The organism is Paraburkholderia sp. Ac-20336, from assembly GCF_017105025.1.
Classification (GTDB): domain Bacteria; phylum Pseudomonadota; class Gammaproteobacteria; order Burkholderiales; family Burkholderiaceae; genus Paraburkholderia.
Genome location: NZ_JAAGPS010000076.1, coordinates 1 through 12,987, shown reverse-complemented (window position 1 = coordinate 12,987; position 12,987 = coordinate 1). Strand labels below are relative to the sequence as shown.

The following is a 12,987-nucleotide window of genomic DNA, read 5'->3' as shown; positions in this document are numbered from 1 at the left end:
TAGCTAGGTATAAACCCTAGTTAACTGGTAAAATGGCGGCCAAAAGGAAATTACCGCCATGCCACATCGCTTTCATCTTCTGGAAAAAATCGCGTTTACGCTTGTCTGCTGGTCCGCTGCGGCCAGCTCGGCCTACATCGGTTACGAGCGTTGCCCGGACATCAAGGTCGCCCTGCACGCGGGGGAAAAGATCATCAATACAAGCGGCCAATATGCGTTCGCTTGCGCGGCACCGGCCGCCGACCTTTGCGCGCAATTGCCGGTCGACTGATTTTCGCCGTTTCCGTTTTGTCGTATCCGACGCGCGATCCAGACTGGGTCGCGCGTTCGCTCGTTCAGTTCGCCTGGTCTGCTCGTAGATTGCGCGCGTTTTTGTAATTCTTGCGCGAATTCAATACGGCTTCACCGCATTTCCCTCCGCTTCGCTTCGGCGCAATTTCAACTGCGCGCGACCATCTGACGATCGCGCGCCGTGCCACAAGGCTACCCACCTTCGAGGGAGCCCGGCTGCGCAGTCCCCCTGCATTACCCCAAGCCGAAACTCACGCCTCGCGCCCGAACACCACACGCGCGAAAAATCCCGCCAGCACCGTTTCGACCTTCTCCGTCGGCACATTCTGCGGATCGACCGAATAGAAGAAGTGCATACCGTCGCACAGGCCCATCAGGCCGATAGCCAGTTGCTCGGGCGGCATCAGCAGCGGCGTGCCGACCCGCACCGAAAACTCGCGGATATACGCGGCTAGCTGTTCGAGCTTCTCGTGCATGAACGCGTTGAAACGCGGCCGGAAACGGCCGTCGCGCACCGCGAGCAGCTTCGCCTCGACCCACAGCAGGAAGCATTTGTTCTCGCGATGCAGCGTGCTGTAGTAATGCAGCACGCGCGCTTCCATCTCCTCGCGCGACGCCGCGCTCTCGAAGATCGCGTGCAGCCCCGCCTGCATCGTTTCGTGATCGCGCCGCAGTAATTCGAGAAAGAGGTCGGTCTTGCTGCGGAAGTTCGAATAGAACGCGCCGCGCGTATAGCCCGCAGCCGCCGCAATGTCTTCGACGCTCGCCGCGACGAAACCTTTCTTCATAAAAGTCGTCTGCGCAGCATCGAGCAGACGCTCCCGCGTCTGGTCCTTGCTTTGCTCTCTTGTCAGTCGTTGCCGTTTCATGGGCGCAAGTCTAGCACCGAAAAGAATTCCGATTCACCTCGACATTCAAATACAGCTGTGTATTAGAATGCAAGGCATCATTCAGAGTCGGTTCCGTATGCCATTTGTATGATCGGCGCACGGGTCCTCGCTGGCGGGCCGCCGCGGCTTGCCGTGTTCGTTCGCTGTCTCCAGTTGGGGTAATTGTGAAGCGTCCCGGTTCTCCCGCATCGTCTGCGATGCGCCAGCAGTCTCCCCCGCCCATGCGTCATGGCCTCCTGCTCCGCACGTGCGCCGTCGTGCTGGCAGGCGCGGCGCTCCTCGCGGCCTGCTCGAAGAAAGAAGCCGCGGCACCCGCGCCGCGTCCGGTGGTCGCGCTCGCCGTGCATGCGGACAGCGAGGCGCTGCAGGCGGCGTCGCTGCCCGGCGAAGTGCAGGCGCGCTATTCGACGCCGCTGTCGTTTCGGGTCGGCGGCAAGATCATCGAGCGGCGCGTGCGGCTCGGCGATGTCGTGAAAAACGGCGAGGTCGTCGCCCTGCTCGATCCCGCCGATGCGCAGAAAAGCACCGCCAGCGCGCAGGCGCAACTCGACGCCGCGCAACACAATCTCGTCTATGCGCAACAGCAATTCGAGCGCGACAAGGCGCAAGCGAAAGAGAACCTGATCGCCCCGGCGCAGCTGGAGCAGACCAGCAACGCCTATTCGTCCGCGCAGGCGCAACGCGATCAGGCGCAGCAGCAGTTGGCGCTCGCGAAGAACCAGTTGCAGTACACCACGCTCGTCGCCGGTCATGCGGGCGTCATCACGGCGGAACAGGCCGACACCGGCCAGAACGTATCGGCGGGCCAGGCCGTCTACAACCTCGCGTGGAGCGGCGACACCGACGTGCTATGCGACGTGCCGGAAAGCGCGCTCGCCGCGTTCGCGGTCGGGCAAAGCGCGAGCGTTACGCTGGCCGCGTTGCCGGGCCGCCAGTTCAGTGCGCGCGTGCGCGAACTCTCGCCCGCTGCCGATCCCCAAAGCCGCACCTGGCGCGCAAGGCTCACGCTTGCCGATGCCGGCCCGGACGTGCGGCTCGGCATGACCGCCGACGTTACGCCCGCCCTGCCGCTCGCCACGGCAGCCGCGCAGCACGGCCTCTTCTCGCTGCCCGTCACCGCGCTGTTTCACGACAGCCAGCAGCCGGCCGTCTGGGTCGTGCGCGCCGCGGACAACACGCTCGAACTGCGCCGCGTGACGATCGTGCGCTACAACGAGCGCACGATCGTCGTCAGCGAAGGGTTGAAGGACGGCGAAAGCGTCGTGCTGCAAGGCGTGCACACCGTGAGCGCGGGCGAGAAGGTCCGCACGATCGCGCCGCTACATCCCGAGGACTTCGCTTCATGAGCACGCCGCATGAAGAGGGACGCTTCAACTTGTCCGCATGGGCGCTGCGCCACCAGGCGCTGGTCGTGTTCCTGATCGCGCTCGCCACCGCATTCGGCGTGCTCGCGTACACGCGCCTCGCGCAATCCGAAGACCCGCCCTTCACGTTCCGCGTGATGGTGATCCGCACCTTCTGGCCCGGCGCCACCGCGCGCCAGGTGCAGGAGCAGTTGACCGATCGCATCGGCCGCAAGCTGCAGGAAACGCCCTACATCGACTTCGTGCGCAGCTATTCGCGCCCCGGCGAATCGCTGATCTTCTTCTCGATGAAAGACTCGGCGCCGGTTAGTCAGGTACCCGAAACATGGTACCAGGTGCGCAAGAAAGTCGGCGATATCGCGTCGACCTTGCCGCCCGGCATTCAGGGACCGTTCTTCAACGACGAGTTCGGCGACGTCTACACGAACATCTACACGCTCGAAGGCGACGGCTTTTCCCCCGCGCAACTGCACGATTACGCGGACCAGTTGCGCACGGTGCTGCTGCGCGTGCCGGGCGTCGGCAAGGTCGATTATTTCGGCGACCCCGATCAGCACATCTACATCGAGATCGCCAACACGCAACTCACGCGCCTCGGCATTTCGCCGCAGCAACTCGGTCAGGCGATCAACGCGCAGAACACGATCGCGCCTGCGGGCACCCTGACCACCACCGACGACCGCGTATTCGTGCGCCCGAGCGGCCAGTTCAACGACGTCAACGCACTCGCCGACACGCTGATCCGCATCAACAACCGCACGTTCCGTCTCGGCGATATCGCCACGATCAAGCGCGGCTACGACGATCCCATCGTCACGCAGATGCGCTTCGGCGGCAAACCGGTGCTCGGCATCGGCGTGACGATGCAGCCGGGCGGCGACGTGATCCGTCTCGGCCAGGCGCTCGACCGGCAGATGACGCAATTGCGCGCGGCGCTGCCCGCGGGCCTCAGGCTCGTCGAAGTGTCGAGCATGCCGCACGCGGTCGCGCGCTCGGTCGACGACTTCCTCGAAGCCGTCGCCGAGGCGGTCGCGATCGTGCTGATCGTGAGCCTCGTGTCGCTCGGCGTGCGCACCGGCATGGTCGTCGTGATCTCGATTCCGATCGTGCTCGCCGTCACCGCGCTGTGCATGTACCTGTTCGACATCGGCCTGCACAAGGTGTCGCTCGGCACGCTCGTGCTCGCGCTCGGGCTGCTCGTCGACGATGCGATCATCGCGGTCGAGATGATGTCGGTCAAGCTCGAACAAGGCTGGAACCGCGCGCGCGCCGCGGCCTTCGCCTACACGAGCACCGCGTTTCCGATGCTGACCGGCACGCTCGTGACCGTCTCCGGCTTCCTGCCGATCGCGCTCGCGAAATCGAGCACGGGCGAATACACGCGCTCGATCTTCGAGGTCTCGGCGATCGCGCTGATCGCGTCGTGGCTCGCCGCGGTCGTGCTGATTCCGCTGCTCGGCTATCACATGCTGCCCGAGCGCAAGCGCCATGCGCACGAGCCCGACGATCACGAACACGACATCTACGACACGCGCTTCTATACGCGTCTGCGCGGCTGGATCGGCTGGTGCATCGAGCGGCGCTTCGTCGTGCTCGCGATCACGGTGCTGCTGTTCGTGCTCGCGATGGCCGGCTTCTCGCTCGTGCCGCAGCAGTTCTTCCCGAGTTCGGACCGGCCGGAATTGCTGATCGACGTGCGGCTGCCCGAAGGCGCGTCGTTCGACGCGACGCTGCGCCAGGCCGAGCGCCTGGAAAAAACGCTCGCAGGCCGCCCCGAGATCGACCACACGGTCAGCTTCGTCGGCACCGGCGCGCCGCGTTTCTATCTGCCGCTCGATCAGCAATTGCAGCAGCCCAATTTCGCGCAGTTCGTGGTCACGGCGAAGTCGGTCAAGGATCGCGAGAAGCTCGCGCAGTGGCTCGAACCGCAATTGCGCGACCACTTCCCGGCGATCCGCACGCGCCTGTCGCGCCTCGAAAACGGGCCGCCGGTCGGCTATCCGGTGCAGTTCCGCGTGAGCGGCGACGACATCGCGACCGTGCGCTCGATCGCCGAGCGCGTCGCCGCGGCGATGCGCGCGAACAACGGCACCCGCAACGTGCAGTTCGACTGGGACGAACCGGCCGAGCGCTCGGCGCACTTCGAGATCGACCAGAAACGCGCGCGCGAACTGGGTGTGACGTCCGAAGACATTTCGAGCTTCCTTGCGATGACGCTCTCGGGCTACACGGTCACGCAGTATCGCGAACGCGACAAGCTGATCAGCGTCGATCTGCGCGCGCCGCGCGCCGAGCGCGTCGACCCGTCGCAACTGACCGCGCTCGCGATGCCGACGCCGAACGGCCCGGTGCCGCTCGGCACGCTTGGGACGCTGCGCAACGACCTCGAATACGGCGTGATCTGGGAACGCGACCGCCAGCCGACCATCACCGTGCAATCCGACGTCGCGGCCGGTGCGCAAGGCATCGACGTCACGCACGCGGTGGACCGTGCGCTCGCACCGATCCGCGCGACGCTGCCGGTCGGCTACCGCATCGAGATCGGCGGCTCGGTCGAGGAAAGCGCGAAGGGACAAACCTCGATCAACGCGCAGATTCCGATCATGGTGATCGCGGTGCTGACGCTGCTGATGATCCAGCTGCAAAGCTTCGCGCGCGTGCTGATGGTCGTGCTGACCGCGCCGCTCGGGCTGATCGGCGTCGTGCTCACCTTGCTGCTGTTCGGCCAGCCGTTCGGCTTCGTCGCGATGCTCGGCGTGATTGCGATGTTCGGCATCATCATGCGCAACTCGGTGATTCTCGTCGATCAGATCGAACAGGACATCGCCGCGGGACACAAGCGTTTCGATGCGATCGTCGGCGCGACCGTGCGGCGCTTCCGGCCGATCACGCTGACCGCCGCGGCCGCCGTGCTCGCGCTGATCCCGCTCCTGCGCTCGAACTTCTTCGGGCCGATGGCGACCGCGCTGATGGGCGGCATCACGAGCGCGACGATCCTCACGCTGTTCTATCTGCCCGCGCTGTATGCCGCGTCGTTCCGCGTGCGGACCGACGAGCGCGAGCCGCCGACGCCCGCCGGCTCCGGCGGCGCGCATACCGGAAACTGAGCATGAGCACCCGCATGGCGACTCCCGCACTCCCTCGCCGCCCGCGCTTCGATGCGCGGGCCCGCATCCCGCGCATCCCGCTCGCCGCGAGCATCGCAAGCGTCACCTGCCTGCTCGCCGCCTGCGCGTTCGGACCGAGCGGCGAGCCGCCCGCGATGCCGCAGCCCGCGCACTACGGCGCCGAAGCATTGCCGACGCAAACCGTGCCCGCGCAAGGCGTCGCGCAGCAGTTCGTGAGCGGCGCGCAGCCGGTGCCCGAGTGGTGGAAGCTATACCGCTCGGATGCGCTGAACGCGCTCGTCGACGAAGGCCTGCGCAACAGTCCGACGCTCGCGGCCACCGACCGCAGTCTCGCCGCCGCGCGCGAGCAGTTGCGCGCGCAGGTCGGCAGTTCGCTGCTGCCGACCATCGACGCGGGCGGCCAGGCGACGCGCAATCGCGCGCTCGCGATTCCCGAAGCCGGGCCGAACACGTTTCTGTACAACGTGTTCGTCGGCCAGTTGCAGGCGCATTACACCTTCGACCTGTTCGGCGCCGCGCGCCTCGCGAACGCGGCACTTGCCGCGCGCGTGAACGTGCAGGTCTATCAGTTCGATGCCGCACGCCGCGCGCTGGCCGCGAACATCGTGAGCGCAGCGCTCACGAGCGCCGCGTTGCACGCGCAGATCGACACGACCGAACGGCTCGTGAGCCTCGCCAACGATCAGGCGCGCGACACCGCGCGGCGCTATGAACTCGGCGCGGTATCGCATGCCGATCTGCTGAACGCGCAGCAGAGTGCGGCCAGCGTGTCGGCAAGTCTGCCGGCGCTGAAGCAGCAATGGCTGACGACGCGTCACGCGCTCGCGGTGCTGCTCGGCCGCACGCCGGACACCGCGCCCGCCGATCTCGATCTCGCGCAGTTGCATCTGCCCGAGCAGGTGCCGGTCGTGGTGCCCTCGGAACTGCTGCGTTCGCGGCCCGATATTCAGGCCGCCGACGCCGCGCTGAAGGCCGCGGCGGTCGACGTTGGCGTGGCGACCGCGCAGATGTTCCCGAGCCTGTCGCTGTCGGCGTCGATGGGACAAGGCGGCTTTAGCTGGCCGGTCGCGCTGTCGGGCGCGGGCGCGATCTGGAGCCTCGGCGCGTCGCTGTCGCAGCCGCTGTTTCATGGCGGTGCGCTCTTCGCGCAGCGCCGCGCGGCCCAGGACACCTACGAGGCCACGGTCTCGCAGTACAAGCAGACCGTGCTCGCCGCGTTCCAGAACGTCGCCGATACGCTCGCCGCACTCGATCACGACGCGCAATCGCTCGATGCGGCCAACGTCGCCGCGCGCTCGGCACAGGGCGTGTTCAACGAGACGTCGGCGCGCTACCGGCTCGGCGCGCTGCCCGTTGCATCGACGCGCTCGAGCGAACAACAGTGGCGCAATGCGCAGCTCGACGAGATCCGCTATACGAGCGCGCGGCTGACCGACACGGCGGCGCTGTTTCAGGCGATGGGTAATCCGCCGGTGAGTGAGGTGGGAGCGTCGTTGCCTGCGGCTGCGGCTTCGGCGGCGTCGGATACGGCGACGAAGGCCAACGTGCCGAACTAAACATGGGATTCCGTAGGGAGCATGGCGTACTTATCCCCAGTTTATGTTGAAGAGCCTGTTGAAAACTCTCTGACAAGCAGGCTAACGCATTGAACGAACGGGGATTTGTCCGGGCGGCGCGAAATGAGCCTGTCGATTTGATTCTCTGACGGGCGAGTATTGGTGCCGCTGTCGCTCAACGGCGAGGCTTCGGGGTTTTACTTCCGGTCATGCCCGATCGTCGGTAGTCCGATGTCCCATGGAAATAGACCTACGGCCTGGTAAGGGCCCGGATCAATTCCTGGCTGCGAACCAAGCAATACATCGACCAGGACGATAACAGTCTCCCACAATGTTGCACGCTATCGTCAATTGCCACGAAGTGCGCTCCCGAGGCTGCCAGAGATGTACTTCAGCATTTGCAGCGGTTTCGGGGCCTCATTCTTTTGTCATACGCGATTCGACGCCATGATACGTTTGCCCGCTGATCTGACTTGGGTATGGACGGCGTTCCGACTCAACAACCAATGCGGGGGATTCCAGGTCATGCCCACACCACACTCTTTCGTCGTCTCATTCAACGAGGAACTTCAGCAATTCGAAATGTGCTCGCTCAAAGACTCAGACCTCACGCCGCTGCGTGAGAACGCCGTCGTCGCTCCGTGGCGTCTTGATGCCATTCCAGGCGGTGAGCTGACCGAGAACGTCGCCAATCGCCTCGGGGCATGTGCTCTCGGCATCCTCTCGATCTACCACCCCGGGCTTAAAGAGCGCCTGCGCGTGAAGCCGGATCAATTCCCGCTGCCGTGACGGCTGGTCAGTTTGAGAGGACGGGATTGAGATGGAAAAAAGGCCACCGCGATGCGTCGTCATCGCTTACGACGAAGATCAACAGGCACTGAAAATTTGCACGCTGTATCGAGACTCGCTTGCCAGACGGATGGATTCCGCCCTGATTGTTCCATGGCCTCTTGAAGATGTTGACTTCAAACTTGATGATGAATCGGCCCGAACCATCGGAGGCGTTATCTTCGGCCTTCTGGCCGTGCATCAACCGGAATTGAAGCAATACATCAGCGTCACCCCTCATCCGGACTCAATCGGGCATCCCGAGCCGCCTCAGTGCGACGAAAAGTAACCGGAACGGGCGCATGCGTAATAGCAGAGAACATGTATCGATACTCCTAGGCTTATGTACTGTGCCCACAACATACATTTCAGAGCTAGCCTCGACATGAAAATGGGCCGGATCAATGTAGAAACTATTAATGGCAAACCACCCAAACAAGCGATGTGTCGTCGTCATGTGGTCCGAAGAAAAGCAGGCGCTCATCTCGTATACCCTGGACGTTGAAAAGATACTGGCCGTTACTCAACGTCTCTTTCCTATGGAATTGCCTCTCGCCGACTACGGTTACTCACTGGACGACGAGTTCGCACGACGGTTCGGCGGTGCAACGCTAAATCTGTTAGCGCTGTCCAATCCCGATTTGAAACCACATATCAAAGTTACTCCGGCGCCAACCACGACTGATGAATAAGCAGCGCGCGTTTTCCAATTACCAGAGTTGCAGAGGATACTGACATGCCTAAGCCTCCCCGCGCGACAATCGTTTTCTACGACGAAGAAACACGGCAATTGAGGATATGCACCGTTTTTAGGCGCGAAGTGCAGTCAGTCATTGATCGCAAATTGGCCCGTAGCGACGGGATGACGATTCCCCCGATGCACAGGAGCATAGTTCGCAGCCGATCGATGATGAAGATGCCCGCAAACTAGGTGCACTGGCGATACTGATGCAGGCGGGCGTACACGACGATCTTCGTAAGCGCCTTCAGATCACAACTGCAGAGCCGATCAACTGGACGCCAACGCAACCAGCCACGGAGTAATTATGGTCACCGCAAAATCGTTTGTTGTTTCGTATAACCCGGAATTGCAGCAACTCGAAGTTTTCTCGGTTAAGGATGCAGACCTTGCCGCGTTGCGCGGAAAAAATGTCATTGCGCCGTGGCGCCTCGAAGATATTCCCGGCGGAGAATTGACAGAAAACATCGCGAACCGACTCGGCGCAACAGCGCTCGGCATTCTCTCGATCTACCACCCCGAGATCAAAAATCGCCTGTGCGTGAAGCCGGATCAATTCCCGCTGCCCTGACGATCATGATGAACAACCCGTGCAGGGAATATTGAAGGTGCGTAATCCTGCCGTGGTCTTTCTATACGACGAAGCAACCCCACGGTAGCTCACAACTACCTGCCCTTCCTCAATCCCCCCAACCCCACAGCCAACGCAGCCCTCGTCAAAACACCACGAAAGCCGCGCCGGCTCAGAACCACAACCTCAAGGCTTGTTCGTCTCGAACAGATCCATGATCTGCTTCTTCTCGCTCGACGACACGCTCGGCGGCGGCACCGCCGGCGGCGTCATGCCGGCCGGCCCCACTCCGCCGACCGCGTCGCTCGCGCCCGCCGTCGGGGTGCCCGAATCGAGGCCGATACTCGCGACGAAGCCATGTCCCGGCAGCATGTCGGTGAAGAACAGTTCGCCGTCCATCGCGGTCACGCCATCGGGCTGCGGCGGCTCCGCCTGCGGCACGCCGCGCAACGCGCGCTGCATGTACTCGACCCAGATCGGCAGCGCGAGCTGCGCGCCGAATTCGCGGCTGCCGAGGCTCTTCGGCTGGTCGTAGCCCATCCACGCGACCGCGACGAGCGACTGCTGATAGCCGGCGAACCAGCCGTCCTTGGCGTCGTTGGTCGTGCCGGTCTTGCCCTGCAGGTCCGAGCGATGCAGCACGTTGGTGCCCGCGCCGGTGCCCGCGGTCGCGACCGAATGCAGCAGACTGTTCATGATGTACGCGTTGCGCGGCTCGAGCGTGCGCGGCGCGTCGCGGCCGGCGACGAGCGGCTGCGCGCGCGAGATCGGCACGCCGCGCGCATCGGTCACTTCGCTGATCAGATACGGATTGATCCGGTAGCCGCCGTTCGCGAACACCGAGTACGCGCCCGCCGACTGCAACGGCGTGACGAGGCCCGCGCCGAGCGCCATCGGCAGATACGGCGGGGTCTTGTCGGGGTCGAAGCCGAAGCGCTGCGTGACGAAGTCCTGCGCATACTTCGTGCCGATGAACGACAGGATGCGGATCGACACGAGGTTCTTCGACTTCTGCAACGCGAGGCGCATCGGCATCGGGCCATCAGGCTGATCGTCGTCCTTCGGCTCCCACGCGTCGCCGCCCGGCGTGCTCGGCGGGAAGTACAGCGGCGCGTCGTTGATGATCGTCGCCGGTCCGAGCCCCTTGTCGAGCGCGGCCGAATAGATGAACGGCTTGAAGCTCGAACCGGGCTGGCGCCAGGCCTGCGTGATGTGGTTGAACTTGTTCTTGTTGAAGTCGAAGCCGCCGATCAGCGCGCGAATCGCGCCGTCCTGCGGCGTCAGCGACACGAGCGCGCCTTCCACCTGCGGCAGCTGCGTGATCTGCCAGTTGCCCTTGTCGTCGGCCATCAGGCGCACGATCGAGCCCGGCCTGATGCGCAGCGTTGCCGACGCGCGCGGGCTCAATGCCGCTGCGACGAAGCGCAGACCGTCGCCCGTCACCGTCACCTGGGTGCCGTCCACCAGTTGCGCGGCCACCTGCTTCGCGCTCGCATCGGTCACGACGCCCGCGATGATCTCGCCGTTGTCCGGGTGATCGGTGAGCGCGTCGTCGATGGTCTGATCGCGATCGTCGCCGGCCGCGGGCAGTTGCACGAAGCCCTCCGGTCCGCGATAGCCGTGGCGCCGCTCGTAGTCCATCACGCCCTTGCGCACCGCGTGATACGCGGCGTCCTGATCGGCGGAGTCGATCGTGGTCGTGACGTTCAGGCCACGCGTATAGGTCTCGTCCTTGTACTGCGCGTACATCATCTGCCGCACCATTTCGGCGACGTACTCGGCATGCACGCTGTACTCGTTGCCCGGGTTCTTGGTGTGAATCTCTTCCTTGATCGCCTCGTCGTACTGCTGCTGCGTGATGTAGTTCAGCTCGAGCATGCGCCGCAGGATGTACTCCTGACGGATCTTCGCGCGCTTCGGATTGACGACCGGGTTATACGCGGACGGCGCCTTCGGCAGGCCCGCGAGCATCGCGGCCTGGGCGAGCGTGATGTCCTTCAGGTCCTTGCCGAAGTACACGCGCGCGGCCGCGGCAAAGCCGTACGCGCGCTCGCCCAGATAGATCTGGTTCATGTACAGCTCGAGAATCTGGTCTTTCGTGAGCGCGCGCTCGATCTTGTAGGCGAGCAGCATCTCGTAGATCTTGCGCGTGTAGGTCTTCTCGCTGGAAAGGAAGAAGTTGCGCGCGACCTGCATCGTGATCGTGCTCGCGCCCTGCGAGGCGCCGCCGTGCGCGAGGTCGGCGAAACCGGCGCGCAGGATGCCGACGAAGTCGACCCCGCCGTGTTCGTAGAAGCGGTAGTCCTCGATCGCGAGCACCGCTTTTTTCATCTGGTCCGGAATGTCCTGGAAGCGCACGAGGCTGCGCCGCTCCTCGCCGAATTCGCCGATCAGCACGTGGTCCGCGGTATAGACGCGCAGCGGCACCTTCGGGCGATAGTCGGTCAGCGCGTCGAGCGACGGCAGTTGCGGCCCCATCACGACGAGCGCATAGCCGACGATCAGCGCCCCCACCACGACGGCGGTCGCGATCAGGCCGAAGAACCACAGCACGAACGACGTGCCGAACGAGCGGCGGCCGCGCCCCACGTCACGCGAAGCGGCATTGCGACCTGGAGTGCGTTGGCGGGAGTCCCGGTCTTCACCGGCCGGAGAATGGGAGGAATGCGGTCGTTTGATGATTGGCATGACTTGAATAGTGGGCGTGCAACCGCACGCCTGTCCGCGCGCTCGCGATGCGCGCCTGGGTCGTGATCGAGCATCCGGGCCTCGGCGTACGCCGCCGCGCGGACCTTGCCCCCGGCCGGCCGCACGGCACGCCTCGAACCCTGTCCGGCGCAACGTAACAGCACATTTTAAATAAATCGGCCGGGGTCCAACGCAGTTTTTTTGTAAGAATTCCCTTCGTGAAGCGGCGCGCCAAGGTAAGGACCTGTAATTTCGGGAAGCGCATGGCGCGAGCCGCGCGCGACCGGCAATTTATGCGAGGTTATCAACAGAAAATGTTGAAAGGGCTGTGGACAAACTGCCTGGAAACGCTACAACTCATTGATGTCACGGGATTTTCGTGCAACGAACATTTCGTATCCGGGCAACTCGTCATATGATGAAGCCGGCGCGCCCGGCCCTGTTCCGCGCACGTGCCGACGTACCGTGAATGCACAGCTCGGACGCACGGCGCCGGATGCACGCCGTGCCCCACTCATGCCAACAAGCCTGCGAGCCGATCATGACCAAGCCCAGCGAGCGCATCGTCGTATTCGTCACGACCGCGCAGAAGCGCGCCATCACCCAGACCGCGGAGGATCTGGGCATCAGCGTGAGCGAACTGATGCGGCGCGCGGTGCTGAGCTTCGGCGCGACAAGCGAGCAGGTCAAGGCGGCGAGTATCGTCGACCGGCTGCGCGCACCGCGCGCGCCCGATGCGCTGAACGCGGCGCTGCAACGCGTCGCGCGCGGAACGCGGCATGCGCGAGCGACGACACCCGCGAGTGTGCCTCACAAGGCAAACGACACCAAGGCGCCGGGCCGTGCGGCGGGTGCCGCCGGGTCGGTGAACAGCGTGCCCGCAGCCGCCGATTCAGCCCATGCCTCAAGCACTGACGACGCGACACGCGCTA

General features: G+C 64.1%; 10 protein-coding genes and 1 pseudogene. 9 read left to right on the top strand and 2 right to left on the bottom strand.

From position 1 onward, the window contains the following. Positions 1-58: 58 nt before the first annotated feature. Entirely contained in the window at positions 59-271 is a 213-nt protein-coding gene (locus GXB81_RS20325; protein WP_167046015.1) for a hypothetical protein, read from the top strand. A gap of 271 nt (positions 272-542) precedes the next feature. Here the strand turns inward: GXB81_RS20325 and GXB81_RS20320 are convergent, their stop codons facing one another. Next, the gene (locus tag GXB81_RS20320) at positions 543-1,160 is read right to left on the bottom strand and encodes a TetR/AcrR family transcriptional regulator (protein WP_167046018.1); all 618 of its coding nucleotides are present in this window, start codon (positions 1,158-1,160) and stop codon (positions 543-545) included. A gap of 242 nt (positions 1,161-1,402) precedes the next feature. Between GXB81_RS20320 and GXB81_RS20315 the strand changes: the two genes are divergently transcribed. The 7 genes from GXB81_RS20315 to GXB81_RS20285 all read left to right on the top strand — a co-directional run bounded on the left by GXB81_RS20315 (position 1,403) and on the right by GXB81_RS20285 (position 9,367). Beyond that, the gene (locus tag GXB81_RS20315) at positions 1,403-2,527 is read left to right on the top strand and encodes an efflux RND transporter periplasmic adaptor subunit (RefSeq protein WP_241016452.1); all 1,125 of its coding nucleotides are present in this window, start codon (positions 1,403-1,405) and stop codon (positions 2,525-2,527) included. After that, positions 2,524-5,652, top strand: coding sequence for an efflux RND transporter permease subunit (locus GXB81_RS20310; RefSeq protein WP_205990178.1), 3,129 nt, complete (start codon positions 2,524-2,526; stop codon positions 5,650-5,652). The genes GXB81_RS20315 and GXB81_RS20310 overlap by 4 nt, the downstream gene beginning before the upstream one ends. A 14-nt stretch (positions 5,653-5,666) precedes the next feature. Beyond that, the gene (locus GXB81_RS20305; protein ID WP_205990190.1) at positions 5,667-7,229 is read left to right on the top strand and encodes an efflux transporter outer membrane subunit; all 1,563 of its coding nucleotides are present in this window, start codon (positions 5,667-5,669) and stop codon (positions 7,227-7,229) included. A gap of 525 nt (positions 7,230-7,754) precedes the next feature. Next, the gene (locus GXB81_RS20300) at positions 7,755-8,018 is read left to right on the top strand and encodes a hypothetical protein (protein ID WP_167046027.1); all 264 of its coding nucleotides are present in this window, start codon (positions 7,755-7,757) and stop codon (positions 8,016-8,018) included. Between the two features lie 31 nt (positions 8,019-8,049). Beyond that, the gene (locus GXB81_RS20295) at positions 8,050-8,346 is read left to right on the top strand and encodes a hypothetical protein (RefSeq protein ID WP_167284039.1); all 297 of its coding nucleotides are present in this window, start codon (positions 8,050-8,052) and stop codon (positions 8,344-8,346) included. 166 nt (positions 8,347-8,512) lie between these two features. Continuing rightward, positions 8,513-8,749 (top strand): hypothetical protein, encoded by a 237-nt coding sequence (locus tag GXB81_RS20290; RefSeq protein WP_167284040.1) that lies wholly within the window; start codon positions 8,513-8,515, stop codon positions 8,747-8,749. Positions 8,750-9,103: 354 nt separating this feature from the next. Then, the gene (locus tag GXB81_RS20285) at positions 9,104-9,367 is read left to right on the top strand and encodes a hypothetical protein (protein WP_205990177.1); all 264 of its coding nucleotides are present in this window, start codon (positions 9,104-9,106) and stop codon (positions 9,365-9,367) included. Between the two features lie 186 nt (positions 9,368-9,553). On the opposite strand, the gene GXB81_RS20280 is transcribed toward GXB81_RS20285, so the two are convergent. Next, on the bottom strand, positions 9,554-12,055 hold the full coding sequence (locus tag GXB81_RS20280) for a penicillin-binding protein 1A (protein ID WP_167046042.1): 2,502 nt from the start codon (positions 12,053-12,055) through the stop codon (positions 9,554-9,556). 541 nt (positions 12,056-12,596) lie between these two features. On the opposite strand from GXB81_RS20280, the pseudogene GXB81_RS31515 reads away from it, so the two are divergent. Next, positions 12,597-12,987: pseudogene (locus tag GXB81_RS31515) on the top strand (hypothetical protein); the annotation flags it as partial.

Bases quoted from the DNA above. Each gene is read 5' to 3' on its own strand.
- GXB81_RS20325 (WP_167046015.1), top strand. From the start codon at position 59: ATGCCACATCGCTTTCATCTTCTGGAAAAAATCGCGTTTACGCTTGTC.
- GXB81_RS20320 (WP_167046018.1), bottom strand. From the start codon at position 1,160: ATGAAACGGCAACGACTGACAAGAGAGCAAAGCAAGGACCAGACGCGG.
- GXB81_RS20315 (WP_241016452.1), top strand. From the start codon at position 1,403: ATGCGTCATGGCCTCCTGCTCCGCACGTGCGCCGTCGTGCTGGCAGGC.
- GXB81_RS20310 (WP_205990178.1), top strand. From the start codon at position 2,524: ATGAGCACGCCGCATGAAGAGGGACGCTTCAACTTGTCCGCATGGGCG.
- GXB81_RS20305 (WP_205990190.1), top strand. From the start codon at position 5,667: ATGGCGACTCCCGCACTCCCTCGCCGCCCGCGCTTCGATGCGCGGGCC.
- GXB81_RS20300 (WP_167046027.1), top strand. From the start codon at position 7,755: ATGCCCACACCACACTCTTTCGTCGTCTCATTCAACGAGGAACTTCAG.
- GXB81_RS20295 (WP_167284039.1), top strand. From the start codon at position 8,050: ATGGAAAAAAGGCCACCGCGATGCGTCGTCATCGCTTACGACGAAGAT.
- GXB81_RS20290 (WP_167284040.1), top strand. From the start codon at position 8,513: ATGTGGTCCGAAGAAAAGCAGGCGCTCATCTCGTATACCCTGGACGTT.
- GXB81_RS20285 (WP_205990177.1), top strand. From the start codon at position 9,104: ATGGTCACCGCAAAATCGTTTGTTGTTTCGTATAACCCGGAATTGCAG.
- GXB81_RS20280 (WP_167046042.1), bottom strand. From the start codon at position 12,055: ATGCCAATCATCAAACGACCGCATTCCTCCCATTCTCCGGCCGGTGAA.